We start from the raw sequence: 21270 nt of genomic DNA on the forward strand, positions 1-21270 counted from the left end.
AACTGCTGCTAGGCCACCTGCCAACCAATCCATCCAAGCCGTACTTTCCATAGACAAAACCAGAATAAAAAACCAGAAACCGGGAGAATGGCATCGCGATTCAGTTCGAGGGCACTTCTAATGGCACTTCTAATGGCACTTCTAATGGCACTTCAACAGCATTACTTTTGCCCGAAGCCCTGTCCTCGTGTTCCTTTTGACCATACCACGAGTTCGCCTGCGGCACCGCCAGCCGCTAGTTGGTGTCCTTTAGCATGCCAGCAGAGGCTAGAGAACCCGTCAGGTGCTCCGTCAAGCATCTGCCCCAGCCGCCGCTTTTGCCATAGCACCACCCAGCCATCAGCTCCAGCCGTTGCTAAAGTCGATGTTCCCGGTTGAAATTGCATCGCCTCGATGCGAGCATCATGCTGTCCCAATACCTGCCCTTCCCAACCTACGCGCTCGTCGGGATGCTTTTCCCAAACGACGATGCTTTCAGAACTGGAGGAGGCTAGCAAGGGAGCGCCCCGTTTGAGGGCTATATCGGACCAGACCAACTGCCGAATCTTGCCCGGAAAGCCCCGCATCAACCAGGGCATGGCCGGATTCTCCCATTCCAACACGGAAATGGTGCGGTCGATGTTACCCGAAGCGATGTACTTACCATCGGGTGACCAGGCCACAATCGTGCTCGCTGAAGGAATTTCGACCAAGTAGGGGTCATCATCCCAATCGGCTGCCGACCAGACTTTGATGCCTTGGTAGCCTGCCACCGTTAGCCGATCGCCATCCGGATGCCAGGTAATATCAAGCACCGATGAGTTTTCAAAGTTGAGCGTCGTCACCACCTGATTAGCGGCAGCATCCCATACTTGCACATAGCGTCCCAAGCTAAACGCCAACAACTTCTGCTGCGGATTCCAGGCCATCCGATCTACCCACGCTGGCGCGTTTTCCAAACTGGCGATCAGCGTTAGTTTAGGGGAAGATAACTCAGCCAGTTCCACCTGCCAAATCTGGACTCGCCCATCTTGCCCACCCGCTGCCACAAACTGCCCATCCCTAGAGACAGCCAAACAATCCACGGACTGATCGGTCGCGCTCTGGAGCATGGTGCCATCGAGTTGGGTACCCACTTGGTAGAGTGCCACTTCTCCGGCTGCCGAGCTAGCGACCAGGTAGTTAGCCGCTGAGCCGACTGCTTCAGGAAACCAGGCAATCGCCGTAACGTAGTCGGATAGGCTGTGCTGCCCCAGCAGCGTAAAGACTTGGCTGTTCGCCGTTTGCTGTTTAGCTGTTTTGCTTCCCCCTTTGTTTACGCCAGGCACGCCCGAAAATCCTCTCTCAGTTGTGCTTCATCGAGATTACGTCCAATGAACACTAGCTCATTGCGGCGGGTTTCGTTGGGTTTCCAGGGCCGATCGGGTCTGCCATCAAAAAGCATGTGGACCCCCTGAAAGACAAAGCGCCGGTCTTCGCCATCGATATTCAAAATCCCTTTCATGCGGAAGATATCTGGACCTTGGGTTTGCAGCAGATAGCCCAACCACTGATTCAGCTTGGCTTCATCGACGGCACCCGCTTCCACAATCCCCACGGATTTCACAGTTTCGTCATGCTCATGCTCGTGGTGATGTCCCTGCTCTGCCTCTTCCAAAAATTCCGGGTCTAGCTCTAGTGCTCGGTCCAAGTCAAACGCACTGACGCCCAACAGCGCATTCATTTCCACTTCTGCATTGCGGGTGCGGTAGATTTTCGCAAGAGAATTCATCGAGCGGACGCGCTGTTCCAATTCATCGAGTTGGGCTGGCTCGACCAAATCAGTTTTGTTGAGCAGAATCACATCAGCAAAGGCAATTTGCTCCTGGGCTTCGTCGGCATCCCAATGCTGCCAGATATGCTTAGCATCTACGACGGTTACTACCGCATCCAACTCGGTTTGGGACTGGACATCTTCGTCCATGAAAAAGGTCTGGATCACTGGAGCGGGATCGGCCAAGCCGGTAGTTTCAATCACTAGATGGTCAAATTTGTCGCGCCGCCGCATTAATTTGCCGATGATCCGAATCAGGTCGCCTCGCACCGTGCAGCAGATGCAGCCGTTGTTCATTTCAAAAATTTCTTCATCGGTATCGACCACAAGCTGGTTATCAATCCCGATTTCACCAAATTCATTGACGATCACCGCTATCTTTTTGCCATGCTCGTGGGTCAGAATCCGATTCAGTAACGTTGTTTTACCAGCTCCCAGATACCCAGTCAAAACTGTGACGGGAACTGTATCTTTCGCTTCAACTGCAATCATAGCCAAACGCCCCTAATCCGAGAATGATTATCAGTTTAATTTGCATTCTATGGTAAACGAATCTCTACGAAGCCGCGCCCTGCAATTGGTAGGCTTTTTGCTGCATCATCCGGAAGATGTTGTAAAAACCATTGGCGCGGGACGGTGTAAGGCTGACATTCAGCCCAGTGGCTTGAATAAAGTCTGGCGTCACCTGCAAAATTTCTTCGGGTGGTAGGCCGTCTAAGCCTTTGATTAACAGCGCCACCAAGCCTTTGACGAGCTGTGAATCCGAATCGCCCTGATATTTCACCTTGCCATCTACCAGATCTGCTGTGATGTAGACCTGCGAGACACAGCCAGATACCTTGTTCTCTGGGATTTTGGCTGCTTCGGGCAGAGGGTCAAGCCGTTTCGCCAACGAGATCAACTGCTCATAGCGTTGCTTCGGATCTGAAACCCGCTGAAAACGCTGGACGATTTGGGCCAGAGCAGGGGGCAGTGGAGATGAGGTTCCAACCATCACAAATACCAGAAAGGCACAAGCTAGAGAAACACTCTAGTTAGACACCGCTATTTTAACGGTTATTTTGGCTCGTCGCGATTGAGGAGCATCCCTGCTGCTGAGCTGCCAGATTAGAATGGCACATCATCATCCGGATCCCCCACATCCGGTTGGAGAGCGGCCACTTGGCCCCGACTCAAGGTTTCAGGTGCCAACACTTCCAGCTCATCGGTTTCCTTGACAATCTGACCGTTAAACATTTGAGCCAAGCTTTTGGCTGCCCGGCTAACTTCATCCTCTTCTTGCCAAGCAGGGGGCTGGGAGGAAGTAACCAAGGTTGGATTGGCTGGATTGGCATTGTAGGAAAGCGGCGGATCTGTGACAGCACCGTAATCTGCGACAGTGCTGTGATCAGAATGATTGCCATTACTGGTCCCAGCATTGCGATTACGGCTGCCTGGATGGTGCGTTTCCCGCGCCATGGGTGTACTGATAGGTCTCGATTCTGGGGCAGCTAAATTACCCAACGAATGACTTGGTGGTACGGTAGCGGCTGGAGAGGAATTGGCAGAAGGAGACGCATCAGCAGACGGGCTAGAATGCACCACTTCTAAGCTCACCTTCACTGGATGGGCAACTTTGGCAAAGGCTGCTTCCAAATTAGCGACCCGCTGCTGCGCCATTTTGAATAACGGCTGGGAACTGATGCCGATCCGGGCCTTCTCAGCTTCTAGAGTCAGCAAACGCCCCTGCTGCCGAAACAAGGCCTGGGTACCCGGTGGTTGCAACACCTCAATGATCGACTGCCACATCTGCTCTAAATTGATCTCCGGCTGATCGGGCTGAGGCAACGACAGGATCGCGGGTACTGTTTCTGGTACGGCTGGCTCTTCGGAGGCAGGGGGAGAGGGGGATGGGAGAGGAGGAGATGAAGCTTCAACAGCGCTCAACCGAACGGGAGGTGGGGGAATGGGGGCTTCGACCGCGCTCAGCTGAACGGGAGGTGGGGGAGAGGGGAAGGGAGCGGGGGAAGTCGGGGATTGCTGGTGTTCGGTGGGCAGCAGGCCCATTAGGGTGACTTCGAGCCAGAGGCGTGGTTGGGTGGTGTTTTTGATCTGAATTTCACTTTCGCGCAGATGGGTTTGGCCCTTCAGCAACAGGCTGAGATCGATAGCTTGCACAAAGCGGCACATCTCAGCCCAGGTGGGTGGAGTAATGGCGACTAAATCGTTGCGGTTGGGGGTCGTTTTGGCGATCAGCAAGTCGCGGTAGAAGCTGGCTAGGTTTTGCAGCACAATCAAGGGTTCGCGACCCCGATCCAGCAACCGCCGTACCTGCTCGATCACGGCAGTGATATCAGATTGAGTCAGAGCTTGCACCAATGCCAGTAGGTCGCGTTCTGGCACTGCACCGACCAGATCCCAAACCCGCTCTACGGTAATCCGGCCTTCTAGCAAACTCAGCTGATCGAGCATGCTTTGAGCGTCGCGCAGACCGCCTTGGGCGATTTGGGCCACGAGCTGGATGGCATCTGGGCTAACGTCGATCGCTTCTTTGTCGGCAATCCGACTCAGGTGGTGCACCATCGCCTCTAGCTCAATCCGGCGAAAATCGAAGCGCTGGCAGCGAGAAATAATTGTGGGCAACACGCGCTGGGGGTCGGTGGTGGCTAACACGAATACGACTCGCTCGGGTGGCTCTTCCAGGGTTTTCAGCAGCGCATTGAAGGCTTGGTTGCTTAACATGTGACATTCGTCAATGCAGTACACCTTGTAGCGGCACTGCACTGGAGCGAACTGCGCCCGTTCAATCAACTCCCGAATGTTGTCTACGCCGGTATTGCTGGCGGCGTCGATTTCAATCACGTCTAGGGCGGAACCGTTGGCAATCGAACGGCAAACTTCGCAGACACCGCAGGGCGTTTCGGTTGGTACGGATGACTGGAGGCAGTTGAGTGACTTAGCCAAGATCCTGGCGCTGGATGTTTTGCCGGTACCGCGTGCTCCGGTGAACAGATAAGCCGGGGCAATCTTTTGCTGGCGCAGGGCATTGGTCAGGGTGGTGGCAATTGCTGCTTGTCCAACCAGTTCAGCAAAGGTTTGCGGACGGTACTTGTGGTGCAGGGGTTCGTAAGCCATAGCGGGTGCTGAAATTCTCTCCTCTAGGGTAAGCGAGGAATGCTCGAACAGACGTACCACTTTGGAAATTTCTGGGAATCGACAGCTTCTGCCCCATCCCCGCCGTCCTGTGGGATAATGGAGATCACATTGTGTTTAGATTTAGCCAGTGAGTAGTAACGTCCGCACAGTTTCCGAAACCAAGAGAGCCTTTTACACGCTTCATACCCGCCCGATTAACTCGATCTATCGGCGGGTTGTTGATGAATTGATGGTAGAGATGCACCTGCTCTCGGTCAATGCGGATTATCGCTATGACCCAATTTATGGTCTGGGCGTGGTCACTGCCTTTGATCGGTTTATGCAAGGCTATCGACCTGAGGCCGATAAAACTTCGATTTTTAATGCCCTGTGTCAAGCATTGCAGGATGATGCCCAGAAATATCGCCGCGATGCGGAGCAACTGCAATCTGAAGCCGCTGCCACTTCGGCAGATACCTTTTTGTCGCAAGTCAAGCAGCTGAATATGGCACCAGCAGGTGCTCTCTATGATGCATTGCGAGGAGTAGCAGGTAATTCTAGCTTCAAGTACAGTCGCCTGTTTGCAATTGGCCTATACACGCTGCTGGAGCTGATGGACCCCAGTTTGGTCAAGGATGAATCCAAGCGTAACCAAGCTCTGCAAACCCTGAGCGAGGCGCTGAACCTCTCCGGCGACAAGATGCAGAAAGACCTGGAGCTGTATCGCAGCAATCTGGATAAAATCGCCCAAGCTCAGATTGTGCTGGATGATATCCTCAAGGCCGATCGCAAAAAGAAAGAAGAGCGAGCCAAAGCTAAAGACACCGTAACGACACCGTCCGATTCTCAAGAGTCGAGCTGAGTATTGTCTTGGATTGATTGATCTGTTTCAGCCTCTTCAGCCTCTAGCGTTGTCTGAGCAACTGGCTCAACCGATGTAGGCGTGTCTTGGCTAGCTGCCAGAGCCGTCGAGTAGGCTTGAGCATTGGCAGCGACCAGCGCTTGGGCAATAGACCTCAACTTATCGTGTAATCGAGCGTCAATCTCCGGCGATTTTGGTACTGGCACAAATCGTTGAATTGGTGTACGAATTGGTGCTTTGACTAGCGGCTGGCGAATTTCGGGTGGCAAGCTTAACTGGAACTGCTGGGACGGCCGAAAAGGCTGGATTGCAGGTGGTCCTTCAGCTGAAGGGGAGGAGGCGCGGACCGGAAATACTAGCGCCGAGGCATCTACGTTCAGGTCTTGAGGTACGAGCTGCCTTGGTTCAACCGCCGAGCGGTATCTAGAATGGCTGCCGTTGGTTTCTGCACCTACTAAAACAGGTTGGGGAATCGTGAGGAGCGGTTCAGTGAACCTCGGTTCGGTAAACAAGAGCTGCAGCGAACGACCTGAAATCATCCGTTCAAACTCGCGGCTGAAGTGCTGAAGCGGTCTGCCACGCCGTCGCCATAGTTCCAAAATTTGCCAGACGGAAACAGCTTTATAGCGACCTTGATAAAGTGCCTCGATTACAGCCGGACTTAACCATTCTGCCGGGTATTGCCGCAACCATTGTTCGATCCACTGCTCTAACCCATAGCCTCCCGGATCAAAACTGTAGCGAGTCATTAACTCAGCCACATTTGCAGCAATTACATCTTTGGCTTGCTCAGTCATGCCACCCACAGGATAAAAAGGGTTCTTAACAAACTTTAATCGGGAAATTGGGGCAATGGATCGGAATTGCACGAAAATTCACTTTCATCCATGGCAGTGACAAGCTCAGTAGCTAGCTCAGGAACAGGATCAGTAACAGAGCCAGTAACAAGCTCAATGTTCTGCTCAATCAACGTCTGATTGAACCGATGTCTCACCTGTAATGGGCAAGCTGCTTACACTCCATTTCCTATTGCATAAGTCCTTACCACCCGGCCAACGTGTTCCCGTTCATTCAGCCAACGTCTATCCGCTAGTTCAAGAGGTTAATTGCAATCTAATTGACACCTTGAATTACGCTACTTTCAACCGTATTGCCGCCTGAGCCAGAAAAGGGACCCGGATCGCCAGTCCAATTAAAGTCGTTCAACTGAAAGCTGAGGGTTGCTTCTCGCCTGCCGCTGCTATAGGTGGCAATGATGGAATAAGTACGACGTCGGTATTCCAATCTGTATACTGTATCGATCTCATCCTGAGTATCGAGGTTATAGGCAATCTGTACCCCGGCTCGTAACGGTCCATAGATCTGCTGGGTCAGGCCAGCAATCACAAACTGTGAGTCACCGACTCGGTCAAACAAAAAGGGCGATTTGCCCTCTAGCAGCGTGTTGAAATAGCCAAAACTGAATTCCGTGGAATCCAAAAATGGTCGCGAAAACCGACCGATTTGTCCCAACAGAGTAACACTACCGCGCAAGCTGGCTTGAGTGTCGCCATTGCTATAGCCACTGTAGACCCCCTGCAATTGGGTAAACACACCCAGATAGGGCACAACCGGAGTTGGAGTATAGCGCAGCCCTTCGGTAGGGGTAGGAGGAAGCGGAGTCCCGTACCAGATCGGGAAAAATCGACTCAGGGTGGCTGCCACCTGATAGCGTGTTAGGTCTACACAGCCGTTACCAGTTGTATCTCGGTCATCTGGCTTGATGCAGCTCAAATCTCGATCCTGACGCAGCTGCGGATAGAGGTCTGACTGGTCGGTTTGGGCATTGACGTATTGAATACTGCCTTGATAGTTGAGGTTGATCAAGCTATCTCCCAGCACATAGCGAGGCGAATTTATCACCAGGCCAATGCTGCTTTGCACATCCTGAAAGCCTAACGAGCCGTTGAATAGCCGGTTGCGGTAGCTGTATTCTAGCGCCACAGTGTGGTTAAACACACGCTGCTGTGCTCGCACGCTGGCCCGCAGCCGATCTTCGATTTCACTCAAATCCAGGCTACTAAAGTTAGCAACGGCTTGGGCAGTGGTGTTGGGGCTAAAGCGAAAATCCAGATTGGCAATCAGTCCAAAGTGATCGGGATCGGGAAAGCTGCCCTGGTCAATCGCTCGCTGCACTAGAATTTGAGGCGTCAGGCTAAATGAGACCAGCGGAGTGGAGTAGACATCAAACGTGCGCTCAATAAAGAAACCGTCCCGGTCTCTCTCGTCGAATCCGAAGTTGAATAAACCAGAGCTGCGTCTGCGATTGTCGAGTACCAATCGATCTACCAACAGCGGCAGCTCAAAGCCCTGATCAAACACGAGGCGCGGATTGCGGGCACGAATTTCGGCAGTGGTTGGGGAAAGGCGGGTGTAGGTGGCTCGGCTGGATCGCAGCTCAAGTTCGGGGGGTGAGAAGGGGTCGTTTGTGATCCGAACATTTTGGGCTTCTAGATTCTCGCCAAAGAATTCCACCTGATCGGCTTCAAACCGGAGTCGGCTGATTTGTCCTTGCTGCTGCCTGGGAAGATTCAGCCCGAACGCTGGGCCGGGTATGCCGCCAAACACCTGCAACGGCTGAGTCGTAGAGAGCCGCTCAGTCGCAGGTTGCTCCGCAGCCGAACCAATAGCCGGCGGGGTCGGATCAAAATCCCGCTCTGCGGCCGGAATCAGTAGCTCGCCTCGGGCGGTTTGGATCGCGCCTTGATTGAGGCCAAAGTTGTAAGTAAAGAGGGCACCGCGCAGCACCTGATCGCCACGAGTTAAGACTGCATTACCTTCGGCTACCGCAACCCGGTTGGGAATATTGACCTGCACCCGATCCGCCGTCAATACGGCCTGGCGGAACCGGACCCTAACATTGCCATCGGCGATAAAAATCTGCTGTCGCTCGTCAAATTCTTGCCGGTCACTTTGCACCTCTAGCACTTCCCCAACCGCCTGTGGATCGATCGGTACGCTACCAGGACTCGCACCCGGTGTCGGCTGGCTAGGTTGGGCTTCTGGCGTGGGCTGGGGTGGCGTTGGAATTGTTAGCACCTCGCCATCAGAATCGGGTACTGGATTGGGTAAAGGTTCTGTTGTCGGCTGGTCAGGATCGACCTCTAACGGTGCAGGTGCAGGAATTGGCAGATCTAGCCGAAGTGTCTCAGGTTGCTGACTAGGCTGGGGAACGGCAGTAGGTTCTGGACGGAGTTGAGCGTCGAGGAGCTGAGCGTCGGGCAATGGTGCGCGCCCATCTGTTTCCTGAGGTGCTGAGGAAGAAGGCTCCGGTACCGTCCTCGCTAATTGGGAATCCGGTGAACCGATTGGAACGGCAGGCAGTGCATCAGGCGCTGTATACTGCTGCGTTCTGGGGATTGGAGCTGTGTTAGCCAGTACAAGCGCATCCAATTCGGGCAGCGGCAAAATCACTGTTTGAGCCGCACGGGTGGCCCTTGGCAGTGGTTCAGGCGCAACGCTAAACTGAACTGCCCTATCCGATTGGTTTATTGTCATGGGACCACCCAAACTTGCGGCTGGGGTCAGGCTAGGTGCAGTCGAAACCGGCTCTAGTACTGGCACCACCGAACCACAGTTCTCTACACAGGTAGCAGTATCTGCAGGTACAAAAGAACCTGTAGACGCTTCTGTAGGGCTATTTGAGGCAGCGGCTTCTGCAAAATCTTGATTGGACGAAGAATGGAAGGATTCCTCAGGCAGTACGACGTTGACGACCGGAGGTAGGGCAGGCGGCGAAACCGGATAGGGCATACTCTAATCGCAACAATGTAGACGGCAAGCCCAACAACAGGACTTTAACCGTCCCTGATACAGGCTCATCAGACTCCTTGTTCGCGTGTAGGTTCCAGAAGTCTATGGTCTGACAGGCGTACAGCCTGAAGTTTGAATTTATTCCAGATCGCGACGCTTGGGGTTGCGGGAGGGGTCATTCGACAAAAAGCCAAACACAAACAGCCCGACAAAGAAAAGTACTGTAATGTACACCACGATCTTGAGAGTCAACATAGCGGTATCTCCCAAACGAGTTTGTTTAAAAAATAAGCTTTATTATCATACAGAAACATTGCACCCTTTTGGACAAAGCCTAGTCGAGAAGTCGTGATCCAATTAGCGGCCGCCAATTGTAGCCGCCAATTATTGTTGGGTGAATTGTTCAGTCATGTCCAGTCAACGGTTCAATGGATTGGGTCAGCGCAACCTCCGTCTGCGCACAAGCCATCTGAAGCAATGGGATAGGGCGAGTGATAGGTAGGTCGCTGGCCGAACAGCATGTAGCGATGATCGCGGATTTGCTCGTAGAGCCGGTCACCAACCCATTTGGCACCGGGCAATTGCTGATAGGCCGTCACAAAAGCATCGCCCAGCGGCAAGAGGCAACCAATTTCCTCAATCGCAGCAGTCCCCTGCCAGCGTTGAAACGGTGGTTCTGATTGAATCAAAATGATGCCTAACTGACAATCCTCGGGCGTGATGCCAAATTGGGCTAAGGTCGTCTGGTCCTGCATGGGCGCATAGCGAAACTGCTTGCCCTGATCAAGTTGCTCCAGCAACTTAACCGAATTGACGCATAGGTTACAGTTTCCGTCGTAGATCACGTGATAGATCATCAAATCACTCCTAGATTAAGGTCTATCTTGAATGGTTTCCGTCCTGTTTGTGAGTTGACTAAGTTGGGTAAGTTTGGATTGGGTAAGTTTGGATTGGGTAAGTGAAGTTAGAGCTTATCTGCTTCTATTCTGGCTGTTTTATTCCGGCTATTTCATGGGCTGTTGACCGGTTTTGCCGATTCTGCCCACTTCTGATTAACTTAGTCAGTAGTGACTCGCATCGTAGAGTGATTATTAAGGATTGTTACGCTTCTTGATCTGAAATTTTTACTCTGTTTCAACTAAATTCTAGAAGTCTGCCAACCCTGAGTATAGACTCACCCTAATGGGTGAATTTATTTTTCTCTATCGAGAGATAACCTTCTCTTAACCGTTTACTGGATGTTCCCTTTATGATCAGGCAGTAGGATGCTTGCGACACGATCTGTAAAATTTAGAAGTTTTAATCACTAGGTAGATCGCATGACATCCCTAACACGCTTCAAACGTCGCGCTTTTATAGCAGCCATTGGCTGTGTCTCGATGGGGCTGGCCGTCTCCTGCGGTCCCTCCAATCCAGATGTATCTGCACCAACGGCTACGTCTCCAACGGCTGGTGGCGGTGGTGGCGGTGGCACTGTTAGCCTCAGTGGCGCAGGTGCTTCTTTCCCGGCTCCGCTCTATCAGCGCTGGTTTGCCGACTACAACAAGCAAAATCCCAACACCCAGATCAGCTATCAATCCGTGGGCAGCGGTGCTGGGGTTGAACAGTTTTTGGCCGGAACTGTAGACTTTGGAGCTACTGATGCTCCGCTGAAGGCAGAAGAACGTGAAAAATTCAAAGCCAAATTTGGGGCTGAGCCAATTCAGGTGCCAATGACGGGTGGTAGCGTGGTGTTCGCCTACAATCTGGATGGTGTGGATGGCCTGAAGCTTTCCCGCGATGCCTACTGCGGCATTGTCACTGGTGAAATTACCCGGTGGAACGATCCGGCGATTGCGGCTGAAAACTCCGGAGTCAACCTACCCGACTCCAACATTCAGTTTGTGCACCGTTCAGATGGTAGTGGCACCACGTTTGCCTTCACCAACCACTTGCAGGCCGCTTGCCCCAACTGGACGGCCGGTGCCAACAAAGCGGTAGAATGGCCGGTTGGAACGGGTGCTAAAGGCAACGAGGGTGTGACGGCACAAATCCAGCAGACTCCTGGTGCTATCGGCTACACCGAATTCTCTTACGCTAAGGAAAACGGCCTGCAGATGGCTGCGATCGAGAACAAGGCCGGCAATATTGTCGAACCAACTCCTGAAGCAGGCGCTTTGGCCTTCAAGGGTGAAACGGTGCCGGCAGATTTCGCGCTGTTGGTTCCCGATCCAGAAAATCCCGATGCTTACCCCATCTCAACGCTGACCTGGCTGTTGCTCTACCCTGAGTACCAGGATGCGGCCAAGAAAGAAGCGCTGAACAGTGTGGTTGGCTGGTCCCTCACAGACGGCAAGAGCGCTGCTAATGATCTAGGCTACATTCCTCTAGAAACCGAACTGGCTGACAAGGTCAAAACTGAAGTCGCCAAAATCCAGTAGGCAGATACAGAAACAAGTAGCTGATCATAGCTTGGGAAAGGTTAGTCGATGGCTGCCTTTCCCAGCTTCTAAAGAGGTGCTGCTGCCTGCATCTTTTCTGCAAGAATGCTGATAGACTGCTTCTATCTTCTTGATATCAGGGACCTCGTTTACATCGTTGTGTGTAGGGATCACTATATGTAGGAAAAAGGTCCAGAATCTTTATAAACCTCTTGATCTCCTGACCTATTGGTTCATTCTGGTAAGTCTTTGTTGGTTAAAGCATGCTCTTAAGGCTTATTTAAGACGTGCTGTAGGATAGGCGACGTGGAAATTCAAAGTAATATTGGTAGATTTTGCATAGCTTTTGCACAAAGAGTTGAATTCAGGGTTTTACGCTGCTGTTTCATTCAATTGTGGCTTTAGCTATTGACCTTTGGTCAATTTAGAGCGTCGGTATTGAGTATTCGAGAATCTCAGAATTCGTAGATTTCAAAATTGGCTTTAGTTTTTTAGTTTTTTGCACTCTATTATCCTGTCATTTTCCAGATTGAATCGAGGAAACGATGCCACTACACACACCGCTAGAACCTGCTATGACTGTTCAGATCTTTCAGCGTCAGCCTGATCCCAAAATCTTTACGGCTGGCGACGTGATTTTTGAAGCAGGTCAGAAAGGGGACTACATGTACGGCCTTTTGGAGGGGGAAGTTGAAGAATATGTCGATGGTCAGCTCAAAGAGACCATTAAGGCTGGAGACGTGTTCGGGGTAGGGGCACTCGTTCATCCTGATGGAGTTAGAGTTTCCACGGCAGTAGCTAAAACGCCCTGCAAAGTGGCGTATATGGATGAGCAGCGCTTTCTGTTTGCGGTTCAAGAAACGCCTATGTTTGCGCTAGAAGTGATTCGCAGCTACTCGGATCGCTTGATTCGATTTAAGAAGCATCCTGTAGAAGCTGCTCAGTAGAATGGCGCGCTGGGCCAATTTATGCTCCTTCGTTCTGTTGTCCTCCTGCAATCACCATCATGACTTCGCCCACCATTTCCAATCAAGAGACCCTGATTGAATCTTCGCAAAAATTCCATGCGCCGCGACTGATAGATCGCCTTTTCTACTGGCTGACATTGCTGCTGGCAGTTGGCATCGGGGCAGTGCTGGTGTGGATCACCTACTCGCTGTTGTCGATTGCTTTTCCGGCGATTGCTACCTTTAACCTAGGGTTTCTGTTCAGCCAAGTTTGGAACCCAGTCCAAGACCTCTACGGAGCGCTGCCCCAGATCTACGGCACCATCGTTAGCTCGATTATTGCGCTGCTGTTTGCTGTGCCGCTGGGAGTTGGGGTTGCTGTTTTCTTGAGCGAAGATTTTCTGCCCCGCCGCATCCTTACCCCGATTGCCTTTGTAATTGAGCTGCTCGCCGCCATTCCGAGTGTGGTCTACGGGATGTGGGGCATCTTCGTGTTCGTGCCCTTTATTCTGCCGTTGCTTCAGGGAATTCACAATGCTCTTGGCTGGATTCCTTTCTTTTCTACCCCGCCTTCAACCCGGCAGATGTTTGCTACGGCCTTAGTGCTGGCGATTATGATTTTGCCTACCATCATTGCCATCTCTCGTGATTCGCTGATTTCGCTGCCACCCCAGTTGCGTCAAGGGGCTTATGGGTTGGGAGCAACCCGCTGGGAGACAATCATGCAGGTTTTGCTACCCGCTGGACTATCGGGCATTATCGGCTCGGTGATGCTGGCGTTGGGTCGGGCGCTCGGTGAAACAATGGCCGCCGCTATGTTGATCGGCAATGCTAACCGGGTGAATGTGTCTTTGTTTGCCCCCGCTTCTACTATTTCGGCTTTGATTGCTAACCAATTTGGAGAAGCCAGCGGCCTTCAGCGGTCTGCGTTGTTTTATCAGGCTCTGATTTTGATGATTTTGACGCTGATCGTCAACATGCTGGCCGAAGTGATTGTTAGTCGCTTTCAGCAAGTGGAGTAGGCGGTTGAGCGATCAGTTGATTGTTCAACTGGCAGATTTATTGAACCTGAGTCCTGTACCTGTTTTACCCTATGAGTTCACCGAATCAGTCCAGTCGTCCTCAAAATGACAACCCCTACGACATTGCAACCGGCGAGTTTGACAAGGGAGTTACATCTGGGCGCAAGTTATTTGGCAAAGTCATGACGGGCTTGGTAATGCTGTGCGTTGCTATTGCCCTGTTACCGCTGGCTTCCATTTTGTTCATGCTGTTGAAGAATGGCCTCAGCCGCCTGCTGCAAGATTTTCCCTCTGTATTCACCGAACTGCCGCCGCCGCCGCTGGTCGATGGAGGAGGCTTTCGCAATGCCATTATGGGTACCTTGCTCACCTGCTTGATTGGTGCGTTGATCAGTGTCCCAGTTGGGGTGCTGACGGCAATCTACACGGTAGAGTTTGGCCAGGGCAACAGGTTATCCCAATTTGTGCGGTTCTGTACCAATGTGCTCAGCGGTGTGCCTTCGATTATTGCTGGCTTGTTTGCTTACGGGGTGGTAGTAGTGCTGATGGGCACTTTTTCGGCGATTGCCGGTGGTGTAGCGCTATCGGTACTGATGGCACCAATTATTATCCGCACGGCAGAAGAAGGGTTGAAGTCGATTCCGAGAGAAGTGCGGCAAGGACTGGTAGGCATTGGAGCAACCAACTTCCAGGGAGTTAGCAATGTGATCCTTCCCGCGGCTCTACCGTTTATTGCTACTGGAGTAACGCTAGCCTTGGCAAGGGCTGCTGGTGAAACAGCACCGCTCTTGTTTACGGCTCTGTTCAACCAGTTTGACGCTCGCAGTCTGCGCGAACCGATTGCGACGCTCTCGGTGCTGATCTACAACTACGCGATTGCCCCCTACAAAAATCAGAACGAACTGGCTTGGGCTGCTGCGCTGATCGTGGTTTTGCTGATTCTGACTGTCAGCATTTTGGCCCGCAGCCTGACTAGCCGCAAGGTTTACTAGGAGGTGCAACACTTCAGTGGCTTGCCTCATCCACTTGGTTTAGCTCACCTGTAGGAAGTTTCACTCAACTGAATCTGCTTACAATTCGATTGACAGCCACAGTGCGCCAAGCTCAATAGAACAGTCCTTTAACCTGTTCTGGATTCATCCCTCAAACCTATAGTCAAGTTACCCCTGATGCTTTATGACGAATCCCTCAATTCAACAAGATGCGATCAACAACTCTATTGCTGGCGACATTGTTATTCGCACTGAAAATGTTTCGATTTTCTACGGCTCCTTCCAGGCCGTCCGTAACGTTTTCCTAGACATTCCTAAACACAAGGTCGTTGCGTTCATTGGCCCTTCGGGCTGTGGTAAAAGTACGCTCTTGCGTTGCTACAACCGCTTGAATGATTTGATTCCGGGTGCCCGCGTTGAAGGAAAAATTACCTATCAGGGTGTGGATCTATATGACCCGAAGGTGGACCCTGTGGAAGTGCGGCGTCGGATTGGTATGGTGTTCCAGCGTCCTAACCCGTTCCCCAAATCCATCTACGACAACATTGCCTTTGGTGCTCGTATCAATGGTTATAAGGGCGATATGGATGAATTGGTGGAGCGTTCGCTGCGAGGTGCTGCGCTGTGGGACGAGGTCAAAGACAAGCTTAAGGAAAGCGGTTTGTCCCTATCCGGTGGTCAGCAACAGCGCTTGTGTATTGCTCGCACCATTGCCATTGAACCAGAAGTCATCCTGATGGACGAACCCTGTTCTGCGCTTGATCCAATTTCCACCTTGCGTATCGAAGACCTGATGCATGACCTCAAACAGCGGTTTACGATTGTGATTGTTACTCACAACATGCAGCAAGCATCCCGTGTGGCAGACTATACGGCCTTCTTCAACGCCGAGGCAGGTGACAGCGGCAGCCGATTCGGCTATTTGGTGGAATATGACCGCACCGAAAGTATCTTTAATGCTCCGAAACAGCAGGCTACTCAGGATTACGTCAGCGGTCGATTCGGTTAAAGCTTTTGCCCTACCTACCCATCTCAACTGACAACACGGAGAGCAATTCTTCGTGTTTTTTTGTTTTCGTTCTACATCACCCATTTAAGATTGCTAATGTTCATCCCCCCATTCCCTTGCCCGCAGCCGAATCTCCTCCAACTCCTCGCTCCGCATCTGATCGAGATTTTTGAGAATGAAGCTCATGCGGCCCTGAGATTGAAGTTTGTCTCGATGGCGGTCCAGAAAATCCCAGTAGAAGAAGTTGAACGGACAGGCCCTAGCTCCAGTGCGAGCCGTGGGACTGTAGGCACAGGTTTTGCAGTAGTCGCTCATTCTGTTAATGTAATTGGCTGAGGCAGCGTAGGGTTTAGAGGCCAAGATACCTCCATCTGCAAATAGCCCCATACCAATCACGTTGGTTTGCATCACCCAGTCATAGGCGTCGATAAAGGCGGCATGAAACCAGTTCTCAACCTGTTGAGGCGACAGTCCGGCGATTAGGGCAAAGTTGCTCAATACCATTAAGCGTTGGATGTGGTGACCGTAGGCAGTAGCTTCCACTTGCTGAAGCGTCTGGTGCAGACAGTTCATATCGGTTTGACTGGCATCCCAAAAAAAAGGCGGCAGTGGCTGGGTGTGGTTAAACCAGTTGCGCTGGGGATAGTCATCATCTACATAGTGGTACAGTCCATGCATGTATTCCCGCCAGCCTAGAATCTGCCGAATGAACCCTTCAACGCTGTTGAGGTCGAGTTGCTGGTCGTAGTAGGCTTGCTCAGCGGCCCGGATTACCTCCAGCGGATGCAGCAGTCCCAGATTCAAATAGGGCGAAAGCAACCCATGCCAAAGCGTTTCTTCGCCAGTTAGCATGGCATCCTGGTAGGGACCAAACATCGATAAACGGGTCGTCAAAAAATGCTCCAGCACCTGCAAGGCTTGCGAGCGAGTCACACCCCAACGAAACGGCTCCACGGTCCCGTAGCTGGAAAAATGGCCAGATTTCACCCAGTCTATGACGTCTTGGGTCATGGCATCTGGTTCAAACCAGAGGGGCTTGGGAGGATTCAGTTTGCCTTTAGGCGGCTTGCGGTTTTGCTTGTCTAGGTTCCAAACGCCGCCGACCGGATGCTTGCCCTGCATCAATATCTGATAGCGCTGTCGCCCTTCCCGGTAAAAATATTCCATCAGCAGGTTTTTGCAGCCTTTTGCCCAAGCCTGGAATTGATTTGCCGTCCACAGAAATAGATTGTTGGGGACGAGGGTGATTTTGCACGGCAGTTCGAGCGATGCAAGCCATTGGGCAAAGGGACGATCGTTGGGCTGCATCAACCGCAGCTCTGTAATTCCATACGTTTTGATCCAGTGGCGCAAAGGCGATTCGAAATTCTCGGCAATTTCATAGCTGACATCCCAGCCTGCCTGCCGCAGCTCCGCCGCAAAGTGGCGCATGGCTGACCACACTAAAACCAGTTTTTGCCGATGATAAGAACGTTCTTGAACATGCTGACTCGATTCAATCAAAATTACCGGTGCCCGTTCACCTTGTAATGCGGCCTGAGTCAACGAAAGCTGATCACCCAATACCCAAATGCCAATGGTCATAGCCGATTCAATCACTAATTTAGAGCCGCTATAGTAATCCTCTATCAGGAGCCAAGAAATAGGGGCTGTGGTTGTTCTGAGTTTACGGCCTTTTCGGGTTGCAATCAACCTGTCAATTGATTTATTATAAACGCTTGCATTTCCTTTCAGTGGTTGAAAGCATAGGCAGATTCAGTCATTCTAATAGCATTCTAATAGTGTCATCTATCTTTAACGATTCATTTAGATGAAAACCATCCAACCACTCAAAAAGTTAAGAAGAATTTTATGCGTTTCTTACAGCAGGCTATTGCAACAGGACAAACTGAGCAGTTAAGCGACCATCCACTGACACAGGCAGTGCTGGCAGATCTACAAACACAGAAGCAGTAAACTAGAGATAGCTACAAATCTTTTGCATCCCCCAAATAGCGATGGAAGCCAGCGAATTAAAACAGCTCGTTAAAGAGAGCCTGCGAGAAGTCCTGAAAGAAGAGTGATTAAGGCTCTGTCAAATTTTGATTCCCTATGTTAGCGACAAAGAAATGCAGGAGATCCAATCTAAACTAGGCAGCCCTGCTGATCCTGACCCCACCGAATTTGTCAGCCTCACCAATTGGGTCAGACGTGGAAATCCTCTTCAGTAAAGCAGCCGCTAAATTTCTGGCAAAGCTATCACCCCAAGAAGCCGAGAAGATTCGTGAAAAGTTGGCAGATCTGCTGCAATCGATTGAAACTGAAGGAATTATTCCGTTCAATGAGCTAGACATCAAGAACTTGAAAGGAGATTGGCAAGGATTCTTAAGGCTGCGAGTTGGCAGAATCAGAATTATCCTCAAGGTTAATGCAGAATCAGACAGTCGCAAGTCCATGATGTGGACTTTAGAGGAAATATCTACAAATCATTGAAGATGCACTCCGATATAGCATTTTCACTACAAAACCACTAACTTTGATAGGTTGGTCGAGGCAGGACAAACCGCACAGTTAAGCGATTATCCGGCGACACAGGCAGTGTTGGCGCAGCTGCAAGGAAACCAGACAGGCTACACTAAAGGCAAGCGTTGAACGCAGCACCCATGACTGAAATCATTTTTCTGGTTGAAGACGATCCAGAAGGCGGCTACACTGCACGAGCACTCGGAGAATCCATCTTCACTCAAGCTGACACCCTAAAAGACCTCAAAGAATACGTGCGGGATGCTGTGCGCTATTACCAGGCAGTGTTGGCGCAGCTGCAAGGAAACTAGACAGGCTAAATTTCCTTCAAAGTCGGTTCTTCTAAGGTCGGTAGCGCATAGGCTTTTTGCGAATTTTGTGGGTTCTGCTGTCGCCCAGTCAAGTCCGCGATAGCCTGTACTTTACCATCTGACAAGAACCGAAACCGCTGGCCGCGCCATGCAATTTGGCCCACCCCATGTCCCACCAGAGCACAGCCCCAGATGCTCAACCGGATGCTAAAACTAATCAGGTCGTAAATTGGCAGCAGCCACCAATACCGTTGAGTAGCGCGATCCTGCAAACAAAGGCTGCCAACCACCCAAGCGAGCGCCAAGCGAGCCAGCCAGACCAGAGCCAGTAATGTCCAACTCCAGATCGAGCTACCCAATAGCCCTAGCACGAGACTAGCCACCGTTCCCGAAGTGATGATCTGACCCATGTAACTACCGGGACGAGAAACGCACAGACCCCGTGCTTGACGAATTTGTCGTTGCAGCGCTTCCCAGGTTGAATGGGCTGTTAGTTCATGCTCAACCACATAGTTGGATAGCACCACCCGATAGCCTAGGGTCGCCGGCAGTCGCCCGAGCTGAAAATCATCAGCCAAATCATCGGCAATGATTTCAAAGCCCCCTAGCTGGGTCAGCAAATCTTGACGGATAGCAACCGTTGAACCTAGGGCAAAATGGACGCCTTCGATGCGGCGAGCCATCAAGATACCAGGATGTAGCTCAGTCGCAGCTCCTAATGCTTCTAGCGTTGCCACCCATCCCTTAGCCTGGGACCGATAGGGACAAGTTACGATACCTACCCCTGGATACCGAAACGGCTGGACAATCTGCTGCAAATAATCTGACCCAACCCGAATATCGCTGTCAGCTATCACCCAAAGGCTGTGTTTGGCAGAGCGGGCTGCGTTTACCAAATTATCAATCTTGGGATTAGGACCAACTGCCCCGTTACTGATGACGAGCTGGAGATCTCGTTCGGGAAACTGCCGGATCAGTCGCTGTACCACCTCAATACAGGGATCAGCAGCACTCAGAACCGCAAAGATAATTTGGTAATCCGGATAATCTTGCTGGCAAAACGAGAGCAAGTTGCTGTAGGTGGCGGTATCCGCACCACAGAGGGGCTTGAGAACCGTGAGCCTAGGAGAAAAGTCTGGCGCTTCCGGCGAGCTAAAATCGGCAGAACTAGCGTGGATCAAATAATCAATCGCAGCGTAGATCCCATAGCCGTAACACCAAAGCGCTCCTAGACTGAGCACTGTAAGGCTAAAAACTGCGAAACCTAGTACAATCAGTAGTACAGTAGGCGGTACAGCAGGTAGAATGCTGAGACTAAGAGAAAGCAAGGTATTCATTCAATTCAGTGCTCGCACAGGTGATAGTACAGCCCAGGACAGAACAGCACGCCAAAACCGCAGCCGCGTCCTTCAATCCCTTGGCCTGATGGATTCTGTGGTGAGGTCAGATGATTCCGATTAACCGCAATATGATACTCACAAAAGTGGATTGTGATCTCACCTTTAAGCAAAAAACAGCAAACTGCTTAATCGTTAAGCAGAAATTGTTATTAATATTTATTTAATTGCAATGAGATGATCATAAGCGACGTTAACCACAAACTGCGGTTTGCTTAAGGGAAGCTTTACAAAATTGATGCCAGTCATGATATTGGAAGCAGGGTAGAGTAGTCATTGACTGTGGTGACACTCTTGTCATCCTGACCAATTGCATCAGCCAATTGCATCAGCCAATTGCATCAGCCAATTGCATCGGTGATTTATTAAACTGAGGGCGATAGGTAGAACACGAAAGTCAACTCAACACGTATTGATAGAGTTATATAGAACCAACTAAAGTTTTAACAAATCAGTTAATATAAGAGCATAAACCTGGACGAGCTGCCGAGGTAGAACCCAATGAACTGGTTTATGCTATTTATAAATCTTGAGTCAGAGGTCAGAAATTTCGGATCTCCCTCAATATATCTTCTGATCAAATTAGCGTAATGAGTTATCAGATTCAGATACTGCGGATGACGATGCTGCAAGCCGGTAATACCAGCGCTTTCTAATCTAAAATTCAAAACCTAAACCTAAATCTAAAATCTAAAATCTAAAATCGGTATGAGACAATCAAATCATGCTGTCAGAAACCTTTTATCTCATCCGCTCAAAAATTGACGGTCAGTATCTAGTGGCGCGGCCTCGGGCTACCGATCCAGGTAAATTGCCCGATCCCGGCTTTCTGCTGATGTTCCGCGAATATGCCGATGCCCTCAGCTACCTCAACACCCACGGCTCCGGCGTCGCTGACCGGTTTGCCGTCGAGACAATTCCCGGAACCCAGCTCAAGAGTTTACTCAAGCGTTGGGGGTTTACCGGCGTGGGCGTAGTCCAAGACCCGCTGCTGCCACAGATTCAGTTTTTGCAGCAAGAGTAAGGCCAGTTTATTCAGTCAAGCGGGTTCACAATAGGGGGCTGAATTTGAGATAAAATACTCACCGCTATCTCGATTGTTCTTTTACT

At 51.1% G+C, this 21270-nt stretch carries 18 protein-coding genes; 8 read left to right on the plus strand and 10 right to left on the minus strand.

What is annotated here, in order from left to right; genetic code table 11:
- Positions 1-161: 161 nt before the first annotated feature.
- The 4 genes from HJG54_RS16165 to HJG54_RS16180 form a co-directional block, all read right to left on the minus strand.
- Entirely contained in the window at positions 162-1307 is a 1146-nt protein-coding gene (locus tag HJG54_RS16165; RefSeq protein ID WP_316429946.1) for a hypothetical protein, read from the minus strand.
- Complete coding sequence (locus HJG54_RS16170) at positions 1295-2284, minus strand: CobW family GTP-binding protein (RefSeq protein ID WP_316429948.1); 990 nt, start codon at positions 2282-2284, stop codon at positions 1295-1297. The genes HJG54_RS16165 and HJG54_RS16170 overlap by 13 nt, the downstream gene beginning before the upstream one ends.
- 64 nt (positions 2285-2348) lie before the next feature.
- The gene (locus HJG54_RS16175) at positions 2349-2786 is read right to left on the minus strand and encodes a SufE family protein (RefSeq protein ID WP_316429949.1); all 438 of its coding nucleotides are present in this window, start codon (positions 2784-2786) and stop codon (positions 2349-2351) included.
- Positions 2787-2899: 113 nt separating this feature from the next.
- Positions 2900-4906 (minus strand): DNA polymerase III subunit gamma/tau, encoded by a 2007-nt coding sequence (locus HJG54_RS16180; RefSeq protein WP_316429951.1) that lies wholly within the window; start codon positions 4904-4906, stop codon positions 2900-2902.
- A 148-nt stretch (positions 4907-5054) separates the two neighbouring features.
- On the opposite strand from HJG54_RS16180, the gene psb29 reads away from it, so the two are divergent.
- The gene (gene psb29 / locus HJG54_RS16185; RefSeq protein WP_316429952.1) at positions 5055-5768 is read left to right on the plus strand and encodes a photosystem II biogenesis protein Psp29; all 714 of its coding nucleotides are present in this window, start codon (positions 5055-5057) and stop codon (positions 5766-5768) included.
- Here the strand turns inward: psb29 and HJG54_RS16190 are convergent.
- From HJG54_RS16190 to HJG54_RS16205, 4 genes are all read right to left on the minus strand, one after another.
- On the minus strand, positions 5753-6565 hold the full coding sequence (locus HJG54_RS16190; RefSeq protein WP_316429954.1) for a hypothetical protein: 813 nt from the start codon (positions 6563-6565) through the stop codon (positions 5753-5755). The genes psb29 and HJG54_RS16190 overlap by 16 nt on opposite strands.
- 316 nt (positions 6566-6881) lie before the next feature.
- Complete coding sequence (locus HJG54_RS16195) at positions 6882-9560, minus strand: DUF3769 domain-containing protein (RefSeq protein WP_316429956.1); 2679 nt, start codon at positions 9558-9560, stop codon at positions 6882-6884.
- Positions 9561-9698: 138 nt separating this feature from the next.
- A complete protein-coding gene (locus HJG54_RS16200) occupies positions 9699-9815 on the minus strand; it encodes a photosystem II reaction center protein I (protein ID WP_035996916.1) in 117 nt (38 codons plus the stop codon).
- A 170-nt stretch (positions 9816-9985) separates the two neighbouring features.
- Positions 9986-10417, minus strand: coding sequence for a thiol-disulfide oxidoreductase DCC family protein (locus tag HJG54_RS16205; protein ID WP_316429959.1), 432 nt, complete (start codon positions 10415-10417; stop codon positions 9986-9988).
- Positions 10418-10879: 462 nt separating this feature from the next.
- Between HJG54_RS16205 and pstS the strand changes: the two genes are divergently transcribed.
- The 5 genes from pstS to pstB all read left to right on the plus strand — a co-directional run bounded on the left by pstS (position 10880) and on the right by pstB (position 15950).
- Positions 10880-11980, plus strand: a complete 1101-nt coding sequence (gene pstS, locus HJG54_RS16210; RefSeq protein ID WP_316429960.1) for a phosphate ABC transporter substrate-binding protein PstS — start codon at positions 10880-10882, stop codon at positions 11978-11980.
- Between the two features lie 545 nt (positions 11981-12525).
- Positions 12526-12927 carry a cyclic nucleotide-binding domain-containing protein gene (locus HJG54_RS16215; RefSeq protein WP_316429962.1) on the plus strand — a complete coding sequence of 134 codons (402 nt, stop codon included), beginning with the start codon at positions 12526-12528 and terminating at the stop codon, positions 12925-12927.
- 59 nt (positions 12928-12986) lie between these two features.
- The gene (gene pstC, locus HJG54_RS16220) at positions 12987-13949 is read left to right on the plus strand and encodes a phosphate ABC transporter permease subunit PstC (protein WP_316429964.1); all 963 of its coding nucleotides are present in this window, start codon (positions 12987-12989) and stop codon (positions 13947-13949) included.
- 71 nt (positions 13950-14020) lie between these two features.
- Positions 14021-14941 carry a phosphate ABC transporter permease PstA gene (gene pstA / locus HJG54_RS16225; protein WP_316429965.1) on the plus strand — a complete coding sequence of 307 codons (921 nt, stop codon included), beginning with the start codon at positions 14021-14023 and terminating at the stop codon, positions 14939-14941.
- A 184-nt stretch (positions 14942-15125) separates the two neighbouring features.
- Positions 15126-15950 carry a phosphate ABC transporter ATP-binding protein PstB gene (gene pstB / locus HJG54_RS16230; RefSeq protein WP_035996902.1) on the plus strand — a complete coding sequence of 275 codons (825 nt, stop codon included), beginning with the start codon at positions 15126-15128 and terminating at the stop codon, positions 15948-15950.
- A gap of 93 nt (positions 15951-16043) precedes the next feature.
- Here the strand turns inward: pstB and HJG54_RS16235 are convergent, their stop codons facing one another.
- Complete coding sequence (locus HJG54_RS16235; protein ID WP_316429967.1) at positions 16044-17534, minus strand: cryptochrome/photolyase family protein; 1491 nt, start codon at positions 17532-17534, stop codon at positions 16044-16046.
- A 1058-nt stretch (positions 17535-18592) separates the two neighbouring features.
- Between HJG54_RS16235 and HJG54_RS16240 the strand changes: the two genes are divergently transcribed.
- On the plus strand, positions 18593-18763 hold the full coding sequence (locus HJG54_RS16240) for a hypothetical protein (RefSeq protein ID WP_316429968.1): 171 nt from the start codon (positions 18593-18595) through the stop codon (positions 18761-18763).
- A 5-nt stretch (positions 18764-18768) separates the two neighbouring features.
- Here HJG54_RS16240 and hpnI read toward each other — a convergent pair whose 3' ends face one another.
- Positions 18769-20100: a bacteriohopanetetrol glucosamine biosynthesis glycosyltransferase HpnI gene (hpnI, locus tag HJG54_RS16245; RefSeq protein ID WP_316429969.1), complete on the minus strand. Its 1332-nt coding sequence runs from the start codon at positions 20098-20100 to the stop codon at positions 18769-18771.
- A 784-nt stretch (positions 20101-20884) separates the two neighbouring features.
- Between hpnI and HJG54_RS16250 the strand changes: the two genes are divergently transcribed.
- Entirely contained in the window at positions 20885-21184 is a 300-nt protein-coding gene (locus tag HJG54_RS16250) for a hypothetical protein (RefSeq protein WP_316429971.1), read from the plus strand.
- The last annotated feature ends 86 nt before the right edge of the window (positions 21185-21270 follow it).

It is taken from the genome of Leptolyngbya sp. NK1-12 (genome assembly GCF_032598965.1).
Taxonomy (GTDB): Bacteria; Cyanobacteriota; Cyanobacteriia; order Elainellales; family Elainellaceae; genus Elainella.

What these genes read in the sequence shown, in the direction of transcription:
- hpnI (WP_316429969.1), bottom strand. Translation starts at nt 20,100, where the DNA reads ATGAATACCTTGCTTTCTCTTAGTCTCAGCATTCTACCTGCTGTACCG.
- pstA (WP_316429965.1), top strand. Translation starts at nt 14,021, where the DNA reads ATGAGTTCACCGAATCAGTCCAGTCGTCCTCAAAATGACAACCCCTAC.
- pstC (WP_316429964.1), top strand. Translation starts at nt 12,987, where the DNA reads ATGACTTCGCCCACCATTTCCAATCAAGAGACCCTGATTGAATCTTCG.
- pstS (WP_316429960.1), top strand. Translation starts at nt 10,880, where the DNA reads ATGACATCCCTAACACGCTTCAAACGTCGCGCTTTTATAGCAGCCATT.
- HJG54_RS16180 (WP_316429951.1), bottom strand. Translation starts at nt 4,906, where the DNA reads ATGGCTTACGAACCCCTGCACCACAAGTACCGTCCGCAAACCTTTGCT.
- HJG54_RS16205 (WP_316429959.1), bottom strand. Translation starts at nt 10,417, where the DNA reads ATGATCTATCACGTGATCTACGACGGAAACTGTAACCTATGCGTCAAT.
- HJG54_RS16200 (WP_035996916.1), bottom strand. Translation starts at nt 9,815, where the DNA reads ATGTTGACTCTCAAGATCGTGGTGTACATTACAGTACTTTTCTTTGTC.
- HJG54_RS16190 (WP_316429954.1), bottom strand. Translation starts at nt 6,565, where the DNA reads ATGACTGAGCAAGCCAAAGATGTAATTGCTGCAAATGTGGCTGAGTTA.
- HJG54_RS16250 (WP_316429971.1), top strand. Translation starts at nt 20,885, where the DNA reads ATGCTGTCAGAAACCTTTTATCTCATCCGCTCAAAAATTGACGGTCAG.
- pstB (WP_035996902.1), top strand. Translation starts at nt 15,126, where the DNA reads ATGACGAATCCCTCAATTCAACAAGATGCGATCAACAACTCTATTGCT.
- HJG54_RS16215 (WP_316429962.1), top strand. Translation starts at nt 12,526, where the DNA reads ATGCCACTACACACACCGCTAGAACCTGCTATGACTGTTCAGATCTTT.
- HJG54_RS16240 (WP_316429968.1), top strand. Translation starts at nt 18,593, where the DNA reads ATGACTGAAATCATTTTTCTGGTTGAAGACGATCCAGAAGGCGGCTAC.
- HJG54_RS16170 (WP_316429948.1), bottom strand. Translation starts at nt 2,284, where the DNA reads ATGATTGCAGTTGAAGCGAAAGATACAGTTCCCGTCACAGTTTTGACT.
- HJG54_RS16175 (WP_316429949.1), bottom strand. Translation starts at nt 2,786, where the DNA reads ATGGTTGGAACCTCATCTCCACTGCCCCCTGCTCTGGCCCAAATCGTC.
- HJG54_RS16195 (WP_316429956.1), bottom strand. Translation starts at nt 9,560, where the DNA reads ATGCCCTATCCGGTTTCGCCGCCTGCCCTACCTCCGGTCGTCAACGTC.
- HJG54_RS16235 (WP_316429967.1), bottom strand. Translation starts at nt 17,534, where the DNA reads ATGACCATTGGCATTTGGGTATTGGGTGATCAGCTTTCGTTGACTCAG.